The sequence below is a fragment of the Paenibacillus curdlanolyticus YK9 genome (assembly GCF_000179615.1).
Classification (GTDB): domain Bacteria; phylum Bacillota; class Bacilli; order Paenibacillales; family Paenibacillaceae; genus Paenibacillus_T; species Paenibacillus_T curdlanolyticus.
Genome location: NZ_AEDD01000006.1, coordinates 228,328 through 253,360 on the forward strand (window position 1 = coordinate 228,328; position 25,033 = coordinate 253,360).

19 protein-coding genes and 1 pseudogene are annotated in these 25,033 nt (G+C 43.2%); 4 read left to right on the top strand and 16 right to left on the bottom strand.

From position 1 onward, the window contains the following. The coding region (locus PAECUDRAFT_RS26130) for an MHYT domain-containing protein (RefSeq protein ID WP_324603673.1) at window positions 1-1,198 on the bottom strand (1,198 nt) is incomplete at its 3' end. Between the two features lie 514 nt (window positions 1,199-1,712). Continuing rightward, window positions 1,713-2,087, bottom strand: coding sequence for a winged helix-turn-helix transcriptional regulator (locus PAECUDRAFT_RS13285; protein WP_006038609.1), 375 nt, complete (start codon window positions 2,085-2,087; stop codon window positions 1,713-1,715). A 272-nt stretch (window positions 2,088-2,359) separates the two neighbouring features. Here PAECUDRAFT_RS13285 and PAECUDRAFT_RS13290 point away from each other — a divergent pair, with 272 nt between their 5' ends. Both PAECUDRAFT_RS13290 and PAECUDRAFT_RS13295 read left to right on the top strand, forming a co-directional pair. After that, window positions 2,360-2,728, top strand: coding sequence for a DoxX family protein (locus PAECUDRAFT_RS13290; protein WP_006038610.1), 369 nt, complete (start codon window positions 2,360-2,362; stop codon window positions 2,726-2,728). Between the two features lie 68 nt (window positions 2,729-2,796). Further along, the gene (locus PAECUDRAFT_RS13295; RefSeq protein ID WP_006038611.1) at window positions 2,797-3,201 is read left to right on the top strand and encodes a VOC family protein; all 405 of its coding nucleotides are present in this window, start codon (window positions 2,797-2,799) and stop codon (window positions 3,199-3,201) included. Between the two features lie 78 nt (window positions 3,202-3,279). On the opposite strand, the gene PAECUDRAFT_RS13300 is transcribed toward PAECUDRAFT_RS13295, so the two are convergent. The 4 genes and pseudogenes from PAECUDRAFT_RS13300 to PAECUDRAFT_RS13315 form a co-directional block, all read right to left on the bottom strand. Further along, complete coding sequence (locus tag PAECUDRAFT_RS13300; protein WP_006038612.1) at window positions 3,280-3,615, bottom strand: YmaF family protein; 336 nt, start codon at window positions 3,613-3,615, stop codon at window positions 3,280-3,282. A 168-nt stretch (window positions 3,616-3,783) separates the two neighbouring features. Continuing rightward, window positions 3,784-4,242, bottom strand: a complete 459-nt coding sequence (locus PAECUDRAFT_RS13305) for a barstar family protein (RefSeq protein WP_233516763.1) — start codon at window positions 4,240-4,242, stop codon at window positions 3,784-3,786. 99 nt (window positions 4,243-4,341) lie between these two features. Further along, a complete protein-coding gene (locus PAECUDRAFT_RS13310) occupies window positions 4,342-6,225 on the bottom strand; it encodes a DUF2075 domain-containing protein (RefSeq protein ID WP_006038614.1) in 1,884 nt (627 codons plus the stop codon). A 29-nt stretch (window positions 6,226-6,254) separates the two neighbouring features. After that, window positions 6,255-7,111, bottom strand: a pseudogene (locus PAECUDRAFT_RS13315) (phosphorothioated DNA-binding restriction endonuclease). Window positions 7,112-7,422: 311 nt separating this feature from the next. Between PAECUDRAFT_RS13315 and PAECUDRAFT_RS26725 the strand changes: the two are divergent. After that, the gene (locus tag PAECUDRAFT_RS26725; RefSeq protein WP_085979473.1) at window positions 7,423-7,749 is read left to right on the top strand and encodes a GNAT family N-acetyltransferase; all 327 of its coding nucleotides are present in this window, start codon (window positions 7,423-7,425) and stop codon (window positions 7,747-7,749) included. On the opposite strand, the gene PAECUDRAFT_RS25675 is transcribed toward PAECUDRAFT_RS26725, so the two are convergent. Both PAECUDRAFT_RS25675 and PAECUDRAFT_RS25925 read right to left on the bottom strand, forming a co-directional pair. Beyond that, the gene (locus tag PAECUDRAFT_RS25675; protein ID WP_006038616.1) at window positions 7,702-8,298 is read right to left on the bottom strand and encodes a GNAT family N-acetyltransferase; all 597 of its coding nucleotides are present in this window, start codon (window positions 8,296-8,298) and stop codon (window positions 7,702-7,704) included. The two genes, PAECUDRAFT_RS26725 and PAECUDRAFT_RS25675, sit on opposite strands and share 48 nt — an antisense overlap. A gap of 6 nt (window positions 8,299-8,304) precedes the next feature. Beyond that, the gene (locus tag PAECUDRAFT_RS25925; RefSeq protein ID WP_006038617.1) at window positions 8,305-8,457 is read right to left on the bottom strand and encodes a hypothetical protein; all 153 of its coding nucleotides are present in this window, start codon (window positions 8,455-8,457) and stop codon (window positions 8,305-8,307) included. A gap of 464 nt (window positions 8,458-8,921) precedes the next feature. Here PAECUDRAFT_RS25925 and PAECUDRAFT_RS13330 point away from each other — a divergent pair. Next, a protein-coding gene (locus tag PAECUDRAFT_RS13330) for an IS3 family transposase (RefSeq protein ID WP_085979474.1) occupies window positions 8,922-10,066 on the top strand; the annotation gives its coding sequence in 2 pieces (ribosomal slippage) (window positions 8,922-9,186 and window positions 9,186-10,066; 1,146 coding nt in all). Window positions 10,067-10,423: 357 nt separating this feature from the next. On the opposite strand, the gene PAECUDRAFT_RS13335 is transcribed toward PAECUDRAFT_RS13330, so the two are convergent. The 8 genes from PAECUDRAFT_RS13335 to PAECUDRAFT_RS13370 all read right to left on the bottom strand — a co-directional run bounded on the left by PAECUDRAFT_RS13335 (window position 10,424) and on the right by PAECUDRAFT_RS13370 (window position 25,033). Next, entirely contained in the window at window positions 10,424-11,146 is a 723-nt protein-coding gene (locus PAECUDRAFT_RS13335; protein WP_006038620.1) for a DNA/RNA nuclease SfsA, read from the bottom strand. A gap of 31 nt (window positions 11,147-11,177) precedes the next feature. Continuing rightward, window positions 11,178-15,824, bottom strand: a complete 4,647-nt coding sequence (locus PAECUDRAFT_RS24710) for an FtsK/SpoIIIE domain-containing protein (RefSeq protein ID WP_006038621.1) — start codon at window positions 15,822-15,824, stop codon at window positions 11,178-11,180. 3 nt (window positions 15,825-15,827) lie between these two features. Further along, window positions 15,828-17,303: a hypothetical protein gene (locus tag PAECUDRAFT_RS13345; RefSeq protein WP_006038622.1), complete on the bottom strand. Its 1,476-nt coding sequence runs from the start codon at window positions 17,301-17,303 to the stop codon at window positions 15,828-15,830. A 4-nt stretch (window positions 17,304-17,307) separates the two neighbouring features. Then, window positions 17,308-18,858, bottom strand: a complete 1,551-nt coding sequence (locus PAECUDRAFT_RS13350) for a P-loop NTPase family protein (protein ID WP_006038623.1) — start codon at window positions 18,856-18,858, stop codon at window positions 17,308-17,310. A 14-nt stretch (window positions 18,859-18,872) separates the two neighbouring features. Next, the gene (locus PAECUDRAFT_RS13355) at window positions 18,873-20,942 is read right to left on the bottom strand and encodes a Druantia anti-phage system protein DruA (protein ID WP_006038624.1); all 2,070 of its coding nucleotides are present in this window, start codon (window positions 20,940-20,942) and stop codon (window positions 18,873-18,875) included. 625 nt (window positions 20,943-21,567) lie between these two features. Continuing rightward, window positions 21,568-23,109, bottom strand: a complete 1,542-nt coding sequence (gene rlmD, locus PAECUDRAFT_RS13360) for a 23S rRNA (uracil(1939)-C(5))-methyltransferase RlmD (RefSeq protein WP_006038625.1) — start codon at window positions 23,107-23,109, stop codon at window positions 21,568-21,570. 160 nt (window positions 23,110-23,269) lie between these two features. After that, on the bottom strand, window positions 23,270-24,193 hold the full coding sequence (locus PAECUDRAFT_RS13365) for a diacylglycerol kinase (RefSeq protein ID WP_006038626.1): 924 nt from the start codon (window positions 24,191-24,193) through the stop codon (window positions 23,270-23,272). 3 nt (window positions 24,194-24,196) lie between these two features. Next, window positions 24,197-25,033 carry a sirohydrochlorin chelatase gene (locus tag PAECUDRAFT_RS13370; protein ID WP_006038627.1) on the bottom strand — a complete coding sequence of 279 codons (837 nt, stop codon included), beginning with the start codon at window positions 25,031-25,033 and terminating at the stop codon, window positions 24,197-24,199.

Genomic DNA, 25,033 nt, shown 5'->3' on the forward strand with positions numbered 1-25,033 from the left:
TGTCCAATTTATTTCCGTTCTTGTCTATAAGCGGTTTGACTGTCGTAATCACATCTTGAATGAGTCCCGACAACTCAAACGTCTCCATATGAATTTCCATTTTTCCAGCTTCAATTTTTGATATGTCCAGAATGTCATTAATCAGTGTAAGCAGGTGCTTTCCCGCATTTCTGATTTTTCCAAGGTCTTCTACAAATATTTGCTCGCCAAGCTCCTCCGCCTCTTCCGCCAGCATCTCACTATATCCGATGATTGCATTCAGAGGTGTTCGCAGCTCATGACTCATGTTGGCCAAAAACTGGCTCTTAATCATATTCGCCTTGATCGCTTCATCATGGGCCTGTTCAAGCTGCGCAGTGCGCTCCTTCACTAATTGCTCCAAATTTTCATTTAACTGCCGTAATTCCTGATTCATCTGATGGATTTCATTGGCTTTCTCTTGAATCTCGGTATCTTTAAAGGAAAACTTATTGGAAATATAAATGCCAAGCAAAGATAGCCCTAGCGTAAACAGCGTGCCTCCCGAAATAAAATATCCGAGCCAATTCTGATCCAATATGATCCCCAAGGAGGATTCCGATTTATCTCCCAAGTAAAAGTGGGCCGCGGTCATGCCTGTGTAATGCATGCCAACAATTGCCGCCCCCATAATTAACCCGCTGCCAAGCTTCTTCCACGCAGCTCCGCTTCCGCCTCTGCGGAAGTAGAACGAGAGCCATAGCGCAGCGACTGAGGCTACTAAAGCAATAACAATAGAGAGGGTGAAGTACAACGGGTCATACGAAATATCAATAAGCATCGCAGCCATTCCAGTGTAATGCATCGTACAGATGCCTGTGGCAAGCAGCATCCCGCCGCCAAGCAGTTGGCGTATTGTTAATTGATCCCGGCCAACTACATATAAGGCAATGAATGAAGCAATGATTGCCGCAATAACGGACAATACCACTGTGAAAAGATTATAAGCAACGGGCACAGGCAAAGAAAATGCAAGCATACCGACAAAATGCATCGACCATATTCCCATCCCCATTGCAAAAGCGCCATAAGATAGCCATAACCATCGGGTTCGCCCAGTCGATGTCGTAATTCTTCCGACCAGGTCAAGAACCGTATAACAAGCTACAGCGGCAACCACATAAGAAAAAATAACTAACAGCGCATCATAAGAGCCATGAATATGTTCCATATGTTCCATATGATCCTATCTCCTTGTTGATGAATTGACTTAGCGCCTATACAAACTTCTGCAAAGAGCTGCCATATGACGAGCTCGTTCAACTACGATAACAAAAGAATCATACGGCTAGTGGATTGGCGGATCACTTCTTCGCCATCTTCAACCTGCCACAAGGCCGCTTCACTCTCTTGTGCATGGCTCTCCCTGGCCATTTGGAATCAGGACAATGGATGCATCCGCCCAATATATAGTACCATCTTTTGTCCGATTCTGGATTACCCCTTTTTCATACTTTTCCTTGAGTAAATTTAGTGAACATCGAAATCTTCCTATTAATTATAGAATAGTATGTGATAGTCAATTAACCGGAACGGGGATGAGTAAAGATAGGGATAGGGGGTGAGTGCTGATAGTAGAAAATAAAAAATACGATGTACTTATAGAGTAGGACGTGACGGGACTGATCGTTCACAGCGACCAGGGAGCCCCATACACGTCCTTTGATTACCACGACATGCTGCCAAAGCACCTCTTATTCAGTTTGCCGTTTAACTCCATTGACGTCATTCGTATCGTTCGTAAATTCGATATGATGAAACCCCCAACCGCACATGTCGGTCAAAAGCGAACTTAGCGTTCTTCCATGGTCGGACAGCGAATACTCGACTTTCGGAGGGATCGTCTGAAACACTTGCCTAACGATGATCTCGTCTTTCTCCAATTCGCGGAGCTGATTGGTAAGCATGCCTTGCGTAACTTCAGGGAGCTTGCGTCTCAATTCACCGAACCGTCTAGTTCCCTCTTTCATCAAAATAAACAGGATCAACGGCTTCCACTTTCCACCTATAACTTGCAAAGTGGTCACTATTCCCTGTGTTCGATACGATTGACTTCTATCTGTATCCATGAGTTCAACTCCCTATTATCCAAATTCCGAATCTCTTACCCCGACTTTACCAAAGTATACAGTATTTCATAAGTCCTATTTTTTACGTACTAGCATGGTTGAACGTACTCCTCCATAGTGCTTCGCCACGTAATGGTACGTTTTTTCATACTTAGTATGAAAAAAGAGAGTACTTTTCAAAAGATTCATTTTGCTCAATAATTTGGGTTGTAGTCATTTCTAAACTTGTAAAATCCAGTCCATGAGGTTTTGAAATAAAGGAGTGTTGACTAATGAAATGGGTAACACGCATTCTGCAGGGTTTAGTGGCGTTAGACTTTCTGTTTGCCGGTGCATCGAAGATCTTCTCGAGTTCTGATCAAATCAGGGAATTATTCACCGACAAGCTGGGTACCCCAGTCGTGTTGATCTATACCGTCGGCGTATTCGAAGCGTTGGCAGGGCTGTTTCTTATCGCCGGCTATCGCAGCCGAAGGGCGGCAGTGGCATCAATCGCCGTCATGATCGCCATCTTGATAGGCGCGATCGTGACGAACCTCACCGCAGGCCTTGTGGGGGATGCCATAGTCCCATTCGCGAGCTTGATCGTTGTGGCCGTCCTCTTGTACCTGAAGCGCGATGCGCTTAAGAGCACCAAGTAATTTATCTTAGGTTTTTACCGCTAGGAAAAGACTCTAAGCGGATTTTATACAATAGGATGGTGCCGAGAATGGCGTACAAATCAACTCACACGTTCATAAACCTGCCAGTGAAAGAATTGAACCGGTCAAAGGCGTTTTTTAGCAGTATTGGCTTCGAGTTCAACCCCCAGTACTCCGATGAAAACGCGGCTTGTCTAGTAATCAATGACAACACGTGCGTTCAGCTTCTTACGGAGTCGTACTTCCAGACATTCGTCAAAAAGCCGATAGCTGATGCCGCAAGCGCCGCTGCTGGGATTATCGCACTCTCCGCTAATAGCAGAGCGCAAGCGGACGAGCTGGCGGACAAGGCGCTGGCTGCGGGAGGCAAACCGTCCAAAGAACCGGCGGATCATGGCTTTATGTATGTGAGAAGCTTCGAGGACCTGGACGGGCATCTGTGGGAAATCGTCTATATGGACATGGGCCAGTAAAAAGTCCAACTCATAGAAAAGGTACAGTTCTTCAATAAATTGAAGAGGCTGTACCTTTTTTGCGCTTTCGTTTCCTTATTAAACAAGCGGCCGATCGATTAACGTGGCAAAATTGAATTGATGTTTATGCTCGTCATTCAGCGTCGTCGTGCCGGTGACGAAATGCACATGCTTGCCGTTGCCTACGGGAATGGCAGGCCCGGTCTTGATTTTTTTGAGATTATGAAAATGGTCTAAAAAGTCTGTATGGGAGAGGTCGATTTCGTGAATGTGGCTTTTGCCCTGCCGAATCGCTTGACCTGTCACGCCTGCAAAGCGGTGATTATGACGGTCCGCGCCTTCCTCAGCCAGCTTCGTGCTGCCTTCAAACTCATGCACATGCCGCTGCCGCTTTTTCGCTGCTCTTTTTTTCATCAGACTTTGTTATCCCCTTTGAGTCAAAATCACTTCAAGGGTAGTTTATTAATGATCGGCGGGCGTTGTGTTAGGCCACCGTCCATAATTGAAATCCCGTAGCTATCGTGCTCGTTCCGGCCGGGACAATATGAATACAGCGTTTGCTTATATAATCGGCATGCTTGGCTAAACGCCTCTATTCTTATCAAACCATTCTTCGTTGTTCCAACGTACAGGTAATGCTCCCAAAGATTCAATGTGCAACTGAGGGTCATTTGAATGCAAAAAAGCGATCAACTTCTTTTGATTCTCGACAAGTAAGCGCCAAGAATTATTCTGGATAATGTCTAATATGTGGTACGCAGTGTCTTTATCTCGTTGATTGAATTTGTCGAAGTTCTTGAAAACAAGCACAAAGCCTTCACCACTTGGGACAATGTCGGAGAGGCAGTCATTGAAAGCATTAAGATTTCTTCCGTAATAATCTGGGAACTCGAGTGTATTTCCTATTTCCAACAGACAACTGTTCCTATCCCACGATTCACAATCAAAGATATAAACGTCGAATCCTTCTTCTCTTATGTTTTCAATATACTTTTCTAATAAGCTTGGCCTCCAAAACATAACAATAGAACCGTTAATCATCAACGACTTCCACAGAACCTCCTGTAGCACTTTCTTTCCCCCAAAGCTAAAGTATAGATTGCAAGCTTACAGTCAAACCGTCACGCATCCGCTCATGTTCTAGACCTCTCTCACCCGATCAATGCGGCTCCGCAGGTACTCCTCTAAAGCCTTGTCCGTGCAGAAAATATAGCAGCCCTTCTGTCCGCGCGTCATCAACGTTCTATACGTATTCCGTATAATATCGTCAGCGAGCTTTCTGGCTTTGTCGGCGTCTTCCTTCATCATTCTGGCAATGCCTTTTAACGATTGATCAGTTCGCGCGCGTTTCGTATAGTCTGTGACCACTTGTCCATCGCGATACGTGAGATCATCACCGATGATAACGCCAACGTAATCAAATTCTAGCCCTTGGCAAGTGTGGATACAGCCCGCTTCATGAACAGACTTTTCATCGATAGCCCACGTGCCTGTATTGTCGAGATTCCAGCTCATATTAAAATCGTATGATGGGATCGTAATGTCCGAGTAAGTCGGATCGCTCCTCATCTTGCTATTCCAATCCCAGCAGTAGCCTGCGACAATTCGCGACTTGTTCTTCTGCTCATTTAATTGCTCGATTCGCGCCCTCATCTCATGAGGATCTGAGAAAATTTGAACATCATAATCCACGCCCAAATAATGCTCATTCGCCGTCTCGCGAATTTGCAGCACATCGTCTAGCCACGCTATATAGCCATCTGAGCCGTCGCAGCGAAATTGCGAGGAGAGCTTTGTCTTCATGAGCTCTGCCCCTAGCTCTTCAGCATATTGTTCGATTAGCCCCACGCTGCCGATATCCTTTAATGTAACACGCTGCCTCTCATCGATGAAAAAGATCGAGAATCTAGAACCACGGATAATCTCTTTCGCCTGATTCTCACCGAGATTATGAAATAGCCCCGACTTCTCGTTCAAACGATGTGCCTCATCGACAATTAGCGTATCGAATTCATTCTCCGTCGCTTCGACAAAGCTACCCGATCCCTTAAATAAATTATCGATTCTCGTCTTACGAAAATCGCCTTTTAGCTTGGCCGAATAAATATTACGGGGCGCAGAATTGCGGGTTACATACTGGACGGCATGTCCGTATTGCGTAAGCTGCACGAGCAGATTGATGGCTAGAACGGACTTTCCGGTTCCCGGCCCGCCTTCCACGATTAGCACTTTCTTCTGGCCAGAACGGTAGGATTCGCGGGCAATGTCCAATGCCGATTCATAAACGACCTTCTGATCGTCAATCATCGTAAACTCTTTATTCCCTTTTAGCATACCGCTCAATGAATCCTGCAAAGACTTCGAAGGACGAATTCGCCCATTCTCGATCTGGTACAGGTTTTCCTTATCATCGCCGTACTTGATATATTTCTTGATAAACTCTCTAAGCTTAGGGGCGTCGCCCTTAGCGAAAATCGGAGCCTGTTCAACGTAAAACTCATAGATAGGATCAGTCAGTGGCTCATCCTTTTTGGCCATCAGATAGTTATGCAGATACGCGCATGGGCGCAGCTGGATCTTATTATTTTGGACATTCTCGTTGTAGTCCTCTATTAAAGCCGCATACGACCATACCTGATACGAGGGATGTGGCGTTTCGATCAAACCTTTATTGATAAACGTCTTCACGATCGCTTCTTTGCCATCAACCTTCTCAACAGCATCCCACTGCTTAAGCTCGACGACCACGACGGAATCCGACTGATCGTTACGCCCCGAGATAAGAAAATCAATCCGCTTCGAGGTGTACGGCACCTTAAACTCAATCGCCACACCCGCGTTATTCGGAATCTCATGGTCACTCAACACCCGATACATATACTGCATCGAGTTATCCCACGCCCGCACCTCACGCTCATTCACTTTACCGATCTTCTCTGCAAAATGGGTACTGATATGCTCCACCAGGTTATCGGTGAAAACATCAGCTAGAAATTCTACTTTGGTTGATTCGTATATAATCATGGGGGGGTCACCTTGTGTTTGTTATTTTATTAGCTAAGATACCTAGCTGGTCCTTTAAATACTTCCCTTATATGCCAATTTACAAAGCTGTCTATCGGCGTATACACAGGGTGTATCGGAGAACGCACCTTTTTACCGTGATAACGCATAAGCCACTCCTCAAAACCATGCGTGCCATAAGCTTGTTCAGCCACTAGCAGCTCCTGCTCACCCGTTATCGTAAATACACCGCGATCAAACAATTTATGATGTAACGAACACAGAGCAATCCCGTTCTCTTCCGTGTCCGGCCCACCCGCTTGATGCCATTGGATATGGGCAGCGTCAATGCCTACTAACTGATGCCCCAACCGGACATTAAAGCCGCACACTGCACAGCTGAACTCATACGCTTTCAATATGCGATCTCTAAAGTTCGGATCACGCTTCCGCTTTCTTCTTACTGAGAAATCAAGCCCGATCTCGTCGAGAATATCCTGATGAATACTCTCTGGAAAATGCTTATTCAACAGCAATTCAGCCAACTCTTGGATTAGTAGGTCATTGTTTTGGAGCAGCACGAGCACGTCGTATGTAAACCCCGCGGATACTTGCTCTGTTAAGAGCTGCTTATCCGAAAAGTTTCTTTTGTCGACGGAGCCGGTTAATCTCCAAATCCCATCAGTAGTAAATGGCTCTTCAGGATGATAGGACTTTCTTGGAGGGCCGAACTCCATAAGCAGCTTTTTTAATTTGTCACGGACTTCTTCGTACGGTAAGATCGTGTGCTGCTGCTGCAGTTGAACAAGCGCTAGAAGAATTAGTAGAGGCTTATGCGGAGCCGTTGTCCGTTCTTTTTCCATATGGATAGATTAGATAGTTTATCTTTTAGCGAGGTCTGTTCCACTTCATCTACCTCTTTTAACGAAACTCGATTTCTCTTCAGTATACACCAACGCATGCCTCTCGTTGCTTCCCTTAGTGTAAAGATCGTTCATATACGAAAGTGCATTTAGGAAGTCATATTCAATTTCTTTAAAATAAGGGACTATGCATTCAATAAGGGGATAACAAGAGGTGATTGAAGTATTCGAATTACGAGATAAGATGGAGTTTTTTGATGACGCTGTTACGGTGTATTGGAATCAGTGGGGAAGCCAAAGTAACTATAAGTTTTACCATGATTGTATGTAATATTCGTGCACTTCAGATTGTGAGTTGCCACGGTTTTATATTGCTGTCCAAAATAATGCTATCGTCGGCTCGTACGCACTCTTAAGAAATGACCTAATAAGCCGTCAGGATTTATTTCCTTGGCTTGCTTGTTTATATGTTATTCCAGAATTACAAGGCAATAAAATAGGTTCTATTCTTTTGAGACATGCCAGAGAGGAAACGAGAAAGCTAGGCTTAGCTAAGCAGCATCTCTCGACAGATTTAGAAGGTTATTATGAGAAATATGACTGGACTCTTTTGACTACTCAAAAAGCCATCTCTTTAGGAAATGGCTTTAGTTTCAAGATAATTATCGATGTGCAAGCGTAGACTAATCGGAACTTGCGAATCTCCGTTATGCGATTGATTACCGTTTTGTTTGAAACCAATAGTTTCATCAGTGTAATACGATAATCTATGCTGAAAGCAATCAAGTGTTAAAAATTTGATGCCGCAAAACTCTTCGCGCATAATAAGAGCCTTGTGGATAGCATATTGCAATAAGAATTTCCCTAGTCCCATCTTTTGAAATCCCTTATGAATAGCTAATCTTGCCACTTTTAATGCAGGAATTGTTTCATAAGGAACATTCTCTGAACGTTGTTCCCTGCTTTGTAGTTTTATGCTATCTGCGCATAAAGACATATATCCAGCAAGATCGTTGCCTTTATACAAAAGAAAAGTCGTATTTAATGCATTTTCTTGTTCCTTCAAAGCCTCTCTTTGCAGAAAATGGTTCATTTCTTGATGAATTCTTTTCAGACGCTTCTCGGTTCGTGGAGGTGTCCCATGAATTTTAATATGACAGTCAAACTCTTTTATGGCTTGCTTATCGTCTACCGATAGCTTTTTTATTCGAAAATCATCAGGGAGTGACAAAACTAACTACTTCCCCTTCGACTCGAAATTTTTAAAAAAATTGATTAAATCTTGACCGTTCTTTTTGGAAGCTGCACTTGGCTGTTTTTTGATAGATTTCAATATCTCTTTAGCATATTTTCCAGTAACAATAGGAGTGGCAGCGATTTGTGTTGCCATTGTTCTCTTCCTCCTTTTTTTGCCCATTATATCTACCTCCTAGAATCATCTAGTGGTAGTATATGATTAGACTATTAAATTGATGTTTGAATTTAAACCAATTAGGATATAATAATTAGTTGAAGCTTTTGCCTCCCTTTACCTAGCTCAAATATACCACTTCAAACATGATATTAGCAAGGTTCTACCAATTAAAAAGCGGAGCAGAAACCTCTAAAAACTGAGCGAGATTTCCTAACTAAAAGCATGAGGATTTTTCAAGGAATTTCCCTCTAATTTTCAACCTGATTTTATGCTACTTCTACTAATAATAAATAAGGTATTACTATTACCAACAAGGGTCATCCATAGTCGGATGCCTCAAACAGCAAATCATTCAATTGCAGTAACAATATTCAAATTGACCCTGCCCCGAATAGATAGACACATAGAAAACCTCTATAATAAAAGTGGAGGGATTTACTATGGGGCAACGGAAGCAATTTGATAAAGCATTTAAAGAACAGGTGGTATCGCGAATTTTAGCCGGAGAAGCAACGATGGCGGATACGGCGAAGGATCTGAATGTTCATTACACCACAGTTCGAGACTGGGTGAAAAATTATAAGCTTGATGGAGAAAGTGCGTTTCCAGGCAGCGGCCATCTTAAGGAAGAGGATGATGAGATTCGTAAGCTGCGGAAGCAACTGGCGGACCTCAAAGAAGAAAATGATATTCTAAAAAAGGCGGCGGCCTACTTCGCGAAAAATCAGAAACCATGAGGTTCAAGTTTATCTTTGAACACCGCTTCGAGTTTCGGATTGCGAAGATGTGCCAAGCCTTGAATGTCTCAAGAAGCGGTTATTATGCTCATATGAAGCGGCCAGAAAGCAACCGCAGCAAAGCGAACCGTGAGCTGCTTGATACGATAAAAGACATACACACCAATAGTCGCAGAATCTATGGATCTCCGCAGATCACTAAGAATTTGCCACCGGAGAAGAAAGCCAGCCGTGGCCGCGTGGCACGGTTAATGCGAGCTAACGGGATTCGATCAAAAGTGGTAAAGAAATATAGAGCAACCACAAATTCAAGCCACAATCTGCCTGTTGCAGACAACATCGTGAATCAAGACTTTACAACAAGCAAACCCAATGAGAAATGGTTGAGCGACATTACTTATATCGCGACTGCTGAGGGCTGGCTTTATCTTGCTGGCGTGTTGGATTTACACGGCCGTAAACTCGTTGGTTGGGCGATGGATAGCCGTATGAAAACAGAACTTGTCTGTGCTGCTCTGAAGCAGGCAATTGGCCGCACAGGCGCATCCAAAGGGCTTATCGTGCATTCTGATCGTGGCGTTCAATATGCCAGTAAAGGCTACCAGAAACTACTTAAGAAGAACGAGTTTGTATGCAGCATGAGTCGCAAAGGCAATTGCTATGACAATGCTCCAATGGAATCCTTTTGGAGAAAACTGAAGATGGAATGGCTCAATGATTACACATTCAGGACGCGAGCTGAGGCTAAGAAGGCAGTATTTGAATACATCGAGCTTTTCTACAACCGTCGGAGAACGCATTCCTCCAACAATTATGTCCCGCCATTCCTGGTCGGAGCAGAGATGTAACTATTAGACTAATTGGTGTCATTGAGGGTTTCTGCGTGTCTACTTTTTCAGGGCAAGGTCATTTTGATGTATAATATGATCTATAGACGTTTCAGGAGGTACTATTATGTCTGAGATCGGTAATCCCGTGCAACTTAAGGAAGCTTCTAGGACATACTTTTTTCCAAATGGTGAGAAGGTAGTTCTTTTATAATGTAACTGAACTCATTGTCCGTGACTCTGGAACTCATCGTTTGAAAACAGCTGATAACAAACTACATATTATCCCTACTGGATGGATTCATATCGAAATTGATGAAACTGAGTGGACCCTTTGAAATAGGCAGGTAATACCTGCCTATTTCTTTTTTAGACTATTCAAAGAATAATTCTTATACGTTTACCAAATATAATTTCTCCATTATGGAAATTAACTGAAAAAGCCTGGGTCTGCATTCCTAGATCTAGACATTCTTTAAAACTATGATAATACTCTCTGTAGGTATCATCAAGTTTAATTCTTCTAACTGTAGGACTTAAAGAAGTAATAATGTAAGTAACCTTTTCACCTTCATGAAGCAATTGTTTTATTCGTGACAACTGAAATATTGCTCTTTCTGAATAAACACTCGGAAACATGACCTCTTGTTTAGAAGATATTACCCCCTTTACTTCAATTATATTTCGATTTCCTTCATCATTTTCTATCAATAAATCAGTCTTGTATCCGTTAATTATGTGTTCTCGTTTGATGCTAAAACTACTTAATGATTTCAATTTATTTTCTTGTATCAAAAATTGCACGATAGAATTTACCATATTCAAATTAACTAAAATATACTTATTGTAATACTTCACCGCGAACAGTGAATACTCAGTTCGCCTATTTTTACTTTTGTTTTTAGTTAACAGCACTTCACGATTTTTCAATTTCAAATAATTCTCAATCCGTGATGAACTAGGTACATAGCACTCGTTAACTAAACCATCAATCATAACTGTACATAGAAATCTATTTTTACTTTCTTTAATAAAGGTACCTTTAGTTATATCATGTACAAACACTCCACACACTCTCTTTCCATCATCAAAGAAGTACACCGTTAGGTTGGCTCCTAACGGTGTAAAATAATTATATATATTTCTCTAAAAACCTCTCTAATTCCTCTTCACTGATAAACAATCCCTGAAGCCTTGTCATATCGCCATTTAGTGAAAACAACATATCTCCTTGTCCTAACAAGTCCTCAGCTCCCGGAGAATCCAGAATCGTCATGGAATCCTGGTGCGCTGGCAATCTGAAGGAGATCCTGCAAGGGATGTTTGTTTTCAAATTTGAGGTAACAATATCAGCACTTGGTCTCTGGGTAGCGACAACTAAATGTATCCCTACATTCCTTGATCGCTGCGCCAATCGGATCATTTGTCTCTCAAAGTCCTTTTTTCGCCCTTCAAGGTCTGCTACCTGAACAAGATCAGCATACTCATCAATTATTACAACGATTGGTTTTAATGGCGATTCAGGATTCTTCTGGTTGTAGCTAAACAAATCTCTGCTACGTGATTGACGCAGCATCTCTGTTCTTCTTTCCAATTCATTTTCAGTCAAATCTGTAAGTACCTCAACTGCTTTCTCAGCGTCTAATATTACCTCTTTATTACGAAGATGAGGAAGACCGTCGAAAAATATAAAGTCAGTTTGCTTGGGATCAATAATTACTAATTCAAGTTGCTCATGGCTATATTGTGAAATCAAGCTTACAATCAAGCTGTAAAGGAAAATTGTCTTACCTGATCCAGTCGAGCCAGCAGTAAGCATATGTGGAGCCTGGGCAATGTTTAGCAGTTTAAACTCTCCACTTGGATCTTGTCCAATCACTACATTCAGATTTCCAACAGGTGTATCGCGCGGCAGCATACTAAGATAATCTAAGAGTTTAATTGAATCACTGCTCTTGCGGGGAACATCAACAAAAACAAATTGAGTACCACGCTCATTTCCAACAAGAATTTCAGATTCAGCTTCTATTTCCCTTGTAATATCCGTACGATACCTTAATACCTTTTGTAATGTTTCGCCGGCTCTTAATCTTACTCGGAATCTAATAAATCTTGATGCTACTAAAGCCAAATCTGGATCTACGGAGGAAACATCAATTGAATAATCTCGCAATGCCCTATATAACGTACCCGCGTCTTTGAGGATTTGCGCCTTCAACTCCGCCGCCCTATCTTGCTCTTCAATTACTACTGCAACTGTAGCCTCACCATGATCATCATCGCCTCCAATCCCATCAGCTATCTGCTTTCTTTCATCAGATATATTAGCTGCTTCTTGCTCAACATCGAGTGGGATCATACTCACATCACGTGATATGGCAGAAGCGCCATCCGAGGAAGGATTTATTGAGGGCTGAGTTGAGCTCTTTATTCCCTTAAAACTTATTGAATCGAATTTACTTTCAAAGCTGATCTCGCAGCAATTAACTAGAACCTTATTAATAAAGTCGTCACGTATTTCCAACAGATTTATTTTATAATCTGAGTCCAACTGCCTGCTAGTGGAAACTCCTTGCTCACTAAACCTGACATGATGAATTGAGGAATTAATAGTGACAGGTATTTCCCCAGCAAATAGACGATTTAATTGGTATGTCCACTCCTTCTTATCCGTCTTTGATAAGGGAAGCTGATAAAAAGCTCTAAATGCCTGAAACCTAAGTAACTCTCTTCGAGATGTGCTTGTAATCTTGTCCCTCTCATTAAAAATCTCGTGAATAATACTTCTTACTGAATTCACCTGTTCTACAGCCTTTCCCGTGATCTCATTGTTGTCAATTTGATAAGCCCCATCGTATGTTTTAACCTCAACAATATCTATTACTGCTTGATGCTCATCGAAGGTGATTCCAATTAGATCAGAAAAAACTCCTTCTTCACGTTCATCTAACCAACTCTGTGCAAGTTCTGTATCCAAGCTTACTAGGATAAAATTCTTTGAATTTTGCTTTGACCAAATTGCGGAAATTGCAGTACCAAGTGCTCCCTTGGTATGATTAATATTAAAGGTCCTATCCGCCTTTGAAGAAGCGAGGCTTAATACTCCTCTTTCATTTAAGCCTTGAATTGTTCTAAGCACCTGACCTACACACTCTTCCTTTGGACCATAATTCCCAATGGAACGAATTGTATAGTCCATCCCCTTTGTAAGCTTTGCCCAGTCATTCGAATAAACCCCTACGTCACGAAATGACTTAGACTGATAATAGATACACTTCTCGGAGCCTATAACGCTCATTTCAAGGTTTTTTAAATTGGCATCAGCAATAATTAACCACGGCACAGCTTTAAGCAACTCATTAAATTCCTGTTTACTTGTCTCTAACTCTAAAACTATTGTGTGATGCCACCCCTGAGGCTTATCGTTTAGACGACCAATTAGATCATGATGATCAGAGAATATATTTCCATCTGAAGCAGGTAAAATCTCTACTTTATCTGCGATAGGGTCGTATTCAAACACCTTCGGGATGCATAACGGATGAATTTTAAGTAGTGGATTTCTTCTAGTATTTGATACGGACTTCTCACATGGATCAAACAATACAACTGTATGAAAGTGATTCTTTTTTACCGATTCAACCAGTGCTTCAAACCCTAGTACAATAGTGTCGATCTTAATAGAAAAGTTTGGATCATTTGAAAGAGCAAACTTACTGTATATGGTATCATCCACATCATCAAAGCTTGACCAATTTTCAGGGGTCTCTTTAGTTTTATATATATGTAAATGAGCCCCCTGAAGGCTTACATCCTTTGCTCGGAGCATTCCCTTAACCAGGTCAAAAACATGTTTAATACTTGGAGGATTCACAAAGGCAGCTCTTATTCCGTACGAACTGTGAGGATACACCTTAATGAACTTCATCAGTGATTTTTCAATTACCTGAAGACCGTCAAGCATTTGATTGACCTGCTGCTCGCTTGAATAAATCGGCAGCTTACCAAGTAAACTTACCTCTGGAATTACTCTGTCACCTTTGTTTGAATTGTAGCTACTGACGAAAACTGTAGGTAACGGATTCGGAATTTCCTCTGACGCTCGAACAAGGAAATCTTTATCAATCTCACTCAAACTGGACGAGGATTCTTTTAATCTAACCGTGAGTTCGACGTATTTCCAAAGATATAATGGAAATAATGGTGTGCTGGTTGCGTGTAAGCTTTCCTCGCCAACAATATAGATCATATCTAGAGAATTAATACTAGCTATTAACTGCTTCGAGCCTTTGGGACTGAAGGAACTAAATAAACCATAATGCTGTTTAATAAGCATAAGAACTCTTCCGTACAGTTCTACATATGAAGCGCAGCTTTTTAAAATTTCATCGGTTTCAACAATCTTAAGTATAGGACAATCTGCTAGACGGTGAGCCGCGCTTACTAACCTGCTTCTGATAAATAATAGTTCGTTAAAGGCTACCGATAACCCCTTGACCTCAGCATATTCATCCTCGAATAAGCTGATAATTTCCTTAATTCCGTCAATATACTCTCTATCAAACACCCTAACTCGAAATTGCTCCAACGAACGAAATGCATCTATCGGGTTTTTAACATTGGCTTTAATTACGCCCCCGAAGGCGTTTTCACCAACAAAGGTTTGAATGAGGTTATAGATCTCAGGAATAAACTCAATCCGAGTGCTCTCATTTTCACTCTCAACATTAACTTTACTTGCCTTCCCTTTTTCCCATTCAGTATACTTTTGTTCGATCTCATCAAGCAGCCCTTTTACCTTCTCTGTGTCGTGCTCAATAATTAAATCAACAGCCGTCGACTCTGGCGAGCCCGGCCTTTTTCTTGGTTTTTCCGAATTTTCATCAGAATCTTGTGTATCCTCTTCGATATCAACAGACTTTTTCTTGCCCGTCTGCCCGCCCTTTACCTTTGAAAGGAGTTCCTGGACATCACTGTATTTCATTTGTCCAAGAGCGGTAACCTCTCTTGTACTATAGTATCGAAGTATATTGGATCGAGTGGAGTGGAATTTATCCGATTCAGGGTTAGATTGAATTGCTTTCCGATCCTCTTTATTTAGATTGCTTATTCGTGAGACTATTCTAGAGTTTTCGGTTAGTCTCTGTCTAATTGAATCTATGTGATTCTTAACAAATACACTATCATCGATTAACAATCCTAGTCTAAATAAGTGCTCTACAGAATCTCTTGGAATGTCCTCATCATTTAGTGTTAAATACTGATAATAGTCAATTAGTCGTTCTAATGAGATTAGTTCCATTATTTTTTTTGAATTTAGAGCTTTCCACATATTCTTTAACGATTCATTGATACCGCCTAACTGCCTTTCAGCAGTGATACATAGTTCCTTATAAATCTCTTCTGCTGTTATTTGCTCATACCAACGAAGAGAGGAGAGCTTTGGAACTACCCTTTTTACAATTACAATACGAGTGCTATTAATGTCTCCGTCATTTCTGAAATCCTCAGCTTCTTCTACAGAATAGTATAGAGAAAGAAAGGTAAGCTGATTACTCAGTTCGAGACGAAGTTCATCAAGCTCGACTTCCGTGAAGCCGACAAAAAAAACATTTGGCTTTGTCAGACTTTGTTCTTGAACTCTAAGCTCGAGCATACTAATAAATTTGCTGTATGAATATTTGGGTAAGTCCTTTAGGAGTATACCGTAGCTCTCATTTAAAACTCTTTTACAGACGATAGCAGCAAGTATATCTGAAAGCACTTTTTCAGAAGACATTTTTTACCCCCTCAAGGAAATAAACGTTACACCATCAGCATAACGTTTCCCATATCCCATCGAAATTAAAGTATCAGCAATTTTTTCTGCATTCTTTGCCAGATCACCAGCTAGATCACCTGGCGTATTTTGAGTCACCTTCCAGTTAGTCAGCTTTTCATAATCTGCCTCGGGGTTAGCACCAAAAATTATTCCATATCTATTCCATAGCTCTTGACCAAATTGGCTTAAAGTCAACCCACGTCCAGGTTCTAGGATAGTCAATAGCAAGATTTCCATGATAAGTGGATCAGGTGAGTATCTCTTACGCTTTCCACCCTGAGCTCTCGGCGCGAGCAGAGCGATTCTTCCACCGAAGGTTGAAATAAAGGTCGAAGGATCGGTATCATATTCATCGGCAAAAAGCTTAAAGCGTGATGCCTTTATAAAGGCTTCAAAGGGATCTTGGAGTTGCTCGAAGTAACCTAGGTAAAGTGCACGGTAGCTTTTTCTCTTTTCTTCCTCTTCCTCACGGTTAGAGGTTCTTCTTGAGCTTTCCTCTAAACGCAAATCATTAATCCGTACAAGCATTTCCTCATGTGTAAATGTATCATAATTCTCAAGAGATAGAATTTCTTCCAAGCCCTTTTCGAAGAACCTTTCAATTAGTAGCTTTGCTACTACCAAGGTCTCCTCACTAGCATACTTCACTGAATCAAGCCCACCATCAGCATCAATAAGAATAGGAACCCTATCATCAACAGGAAATTCCGAGGATAAGTCTAGTACCTTTGAAGACAAATGATTTATGATAGCAAAACAGCCAAACAGAATAATCCTTTCTAAGGTCAACAACTTGTTACCTGAAAACATCTCATTTTCAGCCAACTTGTCAAATGAAGACCTTAATCTAAGTTCCACACCACTCAGCATAGGCAAATCTGTTTTAGCAGTTTGATCGTGAGCTTTCTTTTTAGCGAACTTGGTCAAAGGCGCTGCAATTCTGCTGAGATCATCGTTCTCATTCTCTAAAAATTCTTTGATAAGTTCTAGACATGGCGAAGCTTGTCCATTCACCTCTGTAGTAAGTATACGGTACAAGAAGCTATGTAATCCGGCTTCCAGTGCAACAGACCCTCGAACTTGGGTTTTACTGCTAATTGTCAAAACAGTGTTATTCGCACTTGGGAATGCAGCATTATCAGCATTAAAAATGATATTTAAGTAATACCGAAGCATATTTATCTCATCATCGTCAAAGCCATTATCATCGAAAGCATCATTGTATTTATCCCTTATTTCCGTTGCTGGATTAACCTCCTTACCTTGCTTCCAGCGAATTATCCACTCATTTAAAGCATCCACCGTATAGCTTTCTCCAGAAACAAGTCTAAATAAGCCATTAGCAACATGAACCGGTTTAATGGATGAAGAAGTGGGTCTATATTGTATATAGTCATTTAATACCTGACTCCCATATTCCTTCAATCGGTTTGACATTCTTTTACCCCCGCTTGGATACATATTGTGCATTATTTACCTTAACCCGATATGATGAACGATTATCCATATCCCTTATCAAAAACTCATTCGTTCTGCTTGTCGATTCTAACGAAGAAAGCTCGTTCATGAAACGAAGTAGCTTAAATTGATGCTGCTCGGGCACAAGTTGTGATGGGTAGCCTATTTGAACTAACGTTAAAACTCGATAAAGGTTCAGGTCAATTCTTAGCTCAACAAAAGCCATCTCTTTTGACTTATACACGCGGAAAAGAAAATGATCGGGAACGTATTCCATTTCCGTCAAATGCACAGGAAGCCTTGGAACCAGTAGTTCAATTTGATTCGAATATGCATATTTACTTGTAACAGCTACCCTTGGATAAGTACGAAGCTCATATTTATGTGTCGTCCAGATTTTCAGCTTATCATCATCATGATCATCAGGATTGAAGAACTTATTGATACCGGATATAATCTCCCTTATCATTTCATCCTGTCTATCGTAACCCTGGATCAATACATCGTAATAAGCCTTATATTCTGTGGGAAGGAGATCTAATAATTCATGTCCACGCTCATTTTCAAAATAAAACCTTCTCTTCAAGGCTTTAAAGGCTTCTAAAGGTTCTTCTGAATACTCAGGGGAATCATATTCATCCTGGAATAGCCATCCATCTGTGAGGGTTCCGTTCCATAGACGTTCATCAATCTCTGGATGAGAATAATGATACGGATCAAATATGGCTAAAGCAGTAAACAATTCGTTAGAGCCATTAAATATTAGATTGTAATAATCATTTTCATTAGAGTCTTCATTTTTTCTAATTATGCACTTTTTACCTGATGTGATGACATACGCAAAAAAGCCTAAGATATCTCTCATTACAACATGAAGCCCTATGCTCCCAAGTTTTTCAATAACAGAAAATAATCGCTGTTGCACAACTGAGTGCTTTAGCTTTACTAAATTTGTTGAAGCTGTGCAGCTATTGTCTGTACAATTTTTGCAAGGTTTACTAATCTCCAGCAGCTTATTCAAGGTTTTTTCTAGCATATCCTTGGATAATAGATTCCGATTGTTTAAATCAACAACAACCACTTCTTCAACTGTCTCTTCGTTTCCCTTATTGTAGATTATCCCTTGTTCCCTTTGAGTCATGATCTGCTGGAAGCCTGGAAGCCTATCGCCTAGCTTTTCCAACAAAGAGATAAGCGGAAATTCATTTATCGCCACAATACAAGGTTTCCCCTCAGAAAATGCCTTTGTTAACTCCGTTAAAAAAGCCTCCTCGTCCTTAATGCTGTTTGCATCAGGTTCCACATAGGCTTCATGTACATCAAGAATCGGTTTTAACGATTTTATTAAATGCGTCTTTCCATCCCCAGGATTTCCAGTTAGAAAAATAAGCTTCTTTTGTTCAACGTATTTTTTTAGCAACGCCTCAATCCCGGATTCCACATGGAGAGTGCGGAGTTCCTCCGCACTAAATACATCTGCATAGCTATTTCGATTATTATAAAGCTTTGCGATAAAATCTAAATCAAAGTACATACTTCTCCCCCAAACTAAAAGTATTTACTTAATAACATTGAGGCTTTTCTAAAGGAACTAAGTCTGTCGATAATATCAACAGTCTCAATTCTATTCAGAAACCATCGCTCTCTCCAGAAGTCAATTAATTGCTCCGTGTATTTCTCCTCATGACCATTTAGTGGAAGTAAGTAGTTTAACTCCTTAGCCTCTCCCTTTAGGAATTCGCGGGTATTTGATGCTAATGAAACACCGTAAACAATTCTTCTTGTATGATGCTTTAAGTAATTTCCCGAGGACATTCCCAGTGCAGAAAGCCCTGAGCGTATTAGTCGTAAACGAGGACTTGTTCCTTCGCCAAAGACATTATTTATTTTTCTACCACCATCAATCAGTTGTACCATTGTGCTTATGAATCGTGTGGTTTCCTGTGCAAAAAAAACTGATCCAAACCCCTCTGTCTCACCTAGTTTTTTATATTCTAGATACTCACCATCTTCGACAGGAATCTTGATCCTGTTGTATTGGCTGCTTCCCATATGATATAGACTTGTAGTCCCCAAAAAGGCAAGCTGAGAATCCCTAACAATCTTTTCACCTTTCATTCTAGATGCGATCTCACTGACTTGTTCTGAGTATCTATCGTTATATCCCTTTACCACTAAAGGACTACACATTAGGATGCTTACGAGTTTGCCTGCGAGAACCTCATTATATGGAGGGATCGCACCACATACAATGATTTCCATCAAATTCGAGCCAATCTTGCTCTTTCGGTTTGCTTGCAACGCAATATTAACGGATTTACCTTTATCATTTGACAGCAACTTTTGTAATGCCCTGAGATTATCCCGCTCGGATTCCAACACTTTTCTGATATTAAGCTTTGCTTCTAGAAGCTTTGCTAATTCAATCGCTCTCTTTTTTGTAAACAGAGGTGTACTTGCCTCCTCATACCAATTAATTTCTCCAGTAGTTCTTTTGTTATTTAGCTGGAGATCCTTCAGTGATTCAGCAACTCCCTTCAATCTTTCTATGCATTCAGAGTTAGGATTTTGAATTTCATCAGCCGTCAATAAATCTACAGGTGTTATGTCACTAATTGCTTCATCTAAAAATGTTAACAAGAGTTTTATAGTCTTGTCACTTTCTAACCGAATACGCTCTTGATACTCACGGTCATTTTCTAAACTAGTTGTTTTTATAACAGGTCTTGTTATTCCTAGCTTTCCAGGAAGAATTTCCTCAAACACCTCTGTTTTAACTTTCTTCTTCAATACACTCTTGATAGAATCAAGTGTCCAACCAATGTATTTATCTCGATTTGTTAGTTGCAATACGCAATTACCCAAGGCTGCAATCCCCATGACAGGATGAGAAGGCTGTGCGGCATCCCTAATTAAATAAAAGACATTTCTGCCTGGTGTCGATTTGTAGGGGATTGACCATGTATAACGAAAATATCTCCAAATGTCCATTAGCTTATAGCCTGTATGCTTACAAGATGAATTATCTACAAGCTGAACATATGGCTTTATCCCTGAAGCAGCCATTCTAATGCGCTCATCTTGTTTGACACTGTCTTTTATTTTCGTTATTGTTGAAGAAAGTAGAACGCTGTCCCCAATAAGATCCAGTATGCTTAGTTCTTTTCCTTGGTACTTACGCTTCTTTTCCATCTTATTAATGAAGGACTTAATGCTATCCAGCTTAAACTGTGCGTTTCTCTCGTGCTGAAGTTGCTTGCGCAAGTAAGCCTTGTCATCTCCTCTAAGTAAGACGGGAGGAGCAAGCATCAACTCATGCTCATTATTTTTAAGAACTCTCCATTCCTGAGTTAATAAATCTCTCAAAATACTTAATACTGAGAGAAGCTTCATTCCCTCCAGATCATCTAAATTAATATTACTTTTCCATTTTTGAATTTGCTCATTAAGATATTGAATACGTCGGTAGTTAAACATAACTAATAAAGCTGCAGTTATTTTATTAAAAATATCCAAATAATTTCCATTAATAGTCGGTTTAAAGAGCATAAAATCAGTAGTATCAACAGTCTGACTTGTAATGTATTCAACGTTCTTCTTAGTTGCTTGCTTACTCATATTGAACCTGCTTTCATAATTGATCATATAAAGATCATTTTACTACATATTTAAATATCGCGCAGTCTTTTCAAGAACAAATGTTCCTGTTAATGGTAGTCAACTTTCTCCCCCTGAGTAGAAGTACAAATTTGACTATTTTGATACCTCCACTACTAGAATACACTATTACCAAATTCATTCGACCTTACATCCTTTTATCCCTGCTAACCTAGGAAAAAGGACCCAATTGAGTCCCGTCTCTCCTTGAGGAGATTTATCTAATTCACAAAATAAACCGGATAATCAGTCAACTTTTCAACCGCCTCTTTACCCTTTAATTCAAATGCCCTCTCAATAATATTCTGCTGCTTTTCGCGCAGCGTCTCTGCACAGGGTCGTACCACCATAAGAAGCTGCGTGTTTATTCCAATTACGTTCCTTAACAGTATGGAAAAGCAAAAGAGCCGCTAACCTCGACATGATCAACTTTTCATGTGGGGGTAGCGGTTCAAAAACCATGGAGGTTTTGTTTTGCTTTTACATGCAGATTTACGGCAACTTTACGGCAGCTCTCTTAGAAACCGTCTGTTGCACTAACTACAGAAACGCTGTTCAATTTATAAACCCTTATATATCAAGGGTTCTAAGCATCTGTAACACTCTTCACAAGCAATGCGACGTTTTCAACATGCACCGTCCACGGAAACATATCCACCGGCGTCACTTCCACCGTCCGATACCCGCCATCCTCCAACACCCGCAAATCCCTAGCCAGCGTCGAAGGATTACACGACACATACACAACACGCTCCGGCTTCATCCGAATGATCGTATCCAGCAGCGCTGCATCGCAGCCCTTCCGCGGCGGATCGACGACGATCACGTCCGCAGCAATCCCTTCCTCGCGCCAGCGAGGAATCACGACCTCCGACAATCCCGCCTCAAACTCCGCATTCGCAATCCCGTTCAGCTCCGCATTCCGCTTCGCATCCTCAATCGCCTCGGGCACTACTTCTACGCCGTACACGCGCCCCGCCTTCCGAGCAAGGAACAACGAAATCGTCCCAATGCCGCAGTAGGCGTCGATAACCGTCTCCGCTCCCGTCAAACCTGCATAATCCACAGCTTTCCTATACAAGGCAACCGTCTGCGACGGATTAACCTGATAGAACGAGCGCGCGGAGATGGCGAAGCGAATGCCGTCGAGCTCATCATAGATAACATCACTGCCCCACAAAGTCCGCGTTTCATCGCCGAAAATAACGTTCGTGTCGCGCGTGTTCACATTTTGCACGATGCTATTCACATCAGGCAGAGCGGCACGAATACCCGCGATCCACTCCGTTTTATTCGGGATGTGAGTGCCGTTCGTAACAAGAACGACCATGAGCTCGCCGGTGACGAAGCCGGTCCGGACGACGACGTGGCGCAGCAGGCCGCGGCCGGATTCCTCGTCGTAAGCGGTGATGCCGAGCTCGGTGCCGATGCGCTTGATCTGGCGCACGACCTCGTCGTTGCGCTCGTGCTGGATGAGGCAGGCGTCCATGTCGATGATGCGATGGCTGCCTTGGGCATAAAATCCGCCGATCAAGCCGCCCGCAGCGCCGTCCTCGATATCCGCCAGCGCCATGCCGATCGGCACCTGCGCTTTGTTGCGGTAGCGCCACGGCTCGTCCATGCCGATGGTCGGATGGACGATGATATCGACATCAACGTTGAGCTTGCCGATGCGCGTCAGGTTGTCGACGACATGCTGGCGTTTCCAGCGCAGCTGCGCTTCGTAGCTCATATGCTGCAGCTGGCAGCCGCCGCATTGCTTGTAGATGGTGCAAGGCGCATTGACGCGATCCGGGCTCGTCTGCATCAGCTTCATCAGCTTGGCATAGCCGTACTGCTTCTTTACTTTGAGCACTTTCACGAGCGCCTGCTCGCCGGGAAGCGCGCCGTGGACGAACAGCGTGAAGCCGTTCGCGCGGCCGACGCCTTCGCCTTCATGCGTCAGTCCGACGATGTCGATGACATATTCCTCGTTCTTGTTCACGGGCGCGTTCACCGCTGCCGCCGCAGTCGCCGTACCCGCTCCGCCGGATGACGTCCGATACCGGCTGTTTCTTTTGCCGCCGCCTGCCGATCCGCCCGTTCCTCTCTTGCCCGTCGCCTGCGACGGCTTGCCCTTATTGTTCATGCTTATTCAACGCTCCGCTCAATCCATAATAGTTGTGTTCATTCATACAAAAACCGCCGTCCTCCGCGGTCGTGTTCACACGTACGCAGCAGCAGGACAGCGATCCTTGTTCATCCTTCTATTCATTCCGCCTCAGCGGCAAAGCTCTAGCTTTCCATTCCTACCGATACGAAGAAACGCCCGACTCATCGACGAAAATGTTCAAATGCGACGGCAGCAGCGAGAATTGGCATGGCAGCGTGCCGCCGTACTCGCCGTCGAGGTTCAATTGGACATAATCTGGCGTCGAGACGACCAGATGGTCCGTCCTCAGCTGCACGATATGCGGGTCGTTCATATGCTCGCCGCGAAGCGCCATCGTGGCGACACGAATGAATTCGGGCAGGTTGCATTTGCGCAAAATCACGACATCGAACATGCCGTCATCGAGCTGCGCGTCCGGCGCGAGCTTCTCGAAGCCTGCGACGGAGTTGCTGTTGCAGATGAGGAAGAGCATGATCTCCTCATGAATTTCTTCATGCCCGCGCGCTTGAATGCGCATTTCGGTCGGGCGAAGCCGGGTCATTTTTTCCAGACCCTTCATATAGTAGGCGAGCTGGCCGATCATCGTCTTGAGCTTGCTCGGCACTTCGTATGTCAGCTCGGTCATCGAGCCGCCGCCTGCGATATTAATAAAATAACGCTTATTGGCGACGCCGACGTCGATCGGGCGCGTGTACCCTTCGATAATGAGGTCGCACGCATATTCCCAGTTCCGCGGAATGCCGAGCGCCCGTGCGAAGTCGTTCGTCGTTCCGAGCGGCAAAATGCCCAGCGGCGGCCGATTCGGCTTTTCCGCCAGTCCATTAATAACCTCGTACAGCGTGCCGTCTCCGCCCGCCGCAATGATGAGATCGTAGCCGCGCTCGACCGCTTCGGCTGCTGCGATGGTTGCGTCGCCTTCGCCAGACGTCGCATGGCAGCTCGTCTCAATGCCACCGCGTTCGAGCCGCTGAAGCAGATCCGGCAGACGCCGTTTGATTTCCTCCCGACCGGAAGTCGGATTATAGATTAACCGTGCCCGTTTAACCGGTGTTACCGACACTTCTTACACCTCCAACCCGCGCAGCCACTGCAGCGACTGCCGGACCATCCATCGCGCGACCGCTGATGATGGCAGAAGCGCGTTTCCGTTATACCGATAGTCTTGCCCAGCTAACCTTGACGGGATTACGTGATTCGTAAAAAATCCATTGCTCAAAAATAGCGGCGCAACAAGCACCGCCTGATCCGGTTTTTCCGTACGCATGCGCTGCAGCGTCTGGCCTGCCTCATCCGGCAGCAGCATCGCTGTCTCCGCACTTGCTAAACCGCCGAGCGCGCGAACGCGTTCCGCCAGCTTGCGCATGCCGGATTGATAGCGCTCATAGAAGCCGTCTTCCTTGCTGCCATGCGTAATGAGCAGCAGCGCCTCACGAGCCGGATCGGCCGACAGCTCGCGAATATTGTCCCAGAGCCGCTCCGCGATTTCCGCATCGTCGTCGATCGGATCGCCGAACGTGACGCGAATGCCAGCCGGAACGTCGAAGGGCTCCATCTCACCCTCGCGCTCATTCACCGGCGGAAAGCCGAATGACTGCGCGATATCGTCGACATGCGTGCTGCCGGAGGAAATAAACAGCGGAAGCACGAAAAGGTCGGTAACGCCTGCGGCGGCCAACCGATCAATGCCGTCTTGTATTAGACGTCCTTCTACGATCTCCAGAAACGACGATTCGAACACGATATCGGGGGCTGCGACATTAGCGCCTGTCCCCGCCTTAGAGCTGCCAGCCGCTTCGCGGCTTGCGAGCTCGGCCGCCTCCGCGACCGAAGCATCGACTAGCTGCACCCAGCCCGCTTCGCGCGAGCCGTGGCTAATCACAAGAATACCGAGCTTCTTCAT

Excerpts from the sequence above, each read along its gene's own strand:
- rlmD (WP_006038625.1), bottom strand. The coding sequence starts at position 23,109 with ATGAACAATAAGGGCAAGCCGTCGCAGGCGACGGGCAAGAGAGGAACG.
- PAECUDRAFT_RS13350 (WP_006038623.1), bottom strand. The coding sequence starts at position 18,858 with ATGTACTTTGATTTAGATTTTATCGCAAAGCTTTATAATAATCGAAAT.
- PAECUDRAFT_RS13370 (WP_006038627.1), bottom strand. The coding sequence starts at position 25,033 with ATGAAGAAGCTCGGTATTCTTGTGATTAGCCACGGCTCGCGCGAAGCG.
- PAECUDRAFT_RS13355 (WP_006038624.1), bottom strand. The coding sequence starts at position 20,942 with ATGAGTAAGCAAGCAACTAAGAAGAACGTTGAATACATTACAAGTCAG.
- PAECUDRAFT_RS13285 (WP_006038609.1), bottom strand. The coding sequence starts at position 2,087 with ATGGATACAGATAGAAGTCAATCGTATCGAACACAGGGAATAGTGACC.
- PAECUDRAFT_RS25925 (WP_006038617.1), bottom strand. The coding sequence starts at position 8,457 with ATGGCAACACAAATCGCTGCCACTCCTATTGTTACTGGAAAATATGCT.
- PAECUDRAFT_RS13305 (WP_233516763.1), bottom strand. The coding sequence starts at position 4,242 with ATGATTAACGGTTCTATTGTTATGTTTTGGAGGCCAAGCTTATTAGAA.
- PAECUDRAFT_RS24710 (WP_006038621.1), bottom strand. The coding sequence starts at position 15,824 with ATGTCTTCTGAAAAAGTGCTTTCAGATATACTTGCTGCTATCGTCTGT.
- PAECUDRAFT_RS13345 (WP_006038622.1), bottom strand. The coding sequence starts at position 17,303 with ATGTCAAACCGATTGAAGGAATATGGGAGTCAGGTATTAAATGACTAT.
- PAECUDRAFT_RS13310 (WP_006038614.1), bottom strand. The coding sequence starts at position 6,225 with ATGATTATATACGAATCAACCAAAGTAGAATTTCTAGCTGATGTTTTC.
- PAECUDRAFT_RS13290 (WP_006038610.1), top strand. The coding sequence starts at position 2,360 with ATGAAATGGGTAACACGCATTCTGCAGGGTTTAGTGGCGTTAGACTTT.
- PAECUDRAFT_RS13300 (WP_006038612.1), bottom strand. The coding sequence starts at position 3,615 with ATGAAAAAAAGAGCAGCGAAAAAGCGGCAGCGGCATGTGCATGAGTTT.
- PAECUDRAFT_RS13295 (WP_006038611.1), top strand. The coding sequence starts at position 2,797 with ATGGCGTACAAATCAACTCACACGTTCATAAACCTGCCAGTGAAAGAA.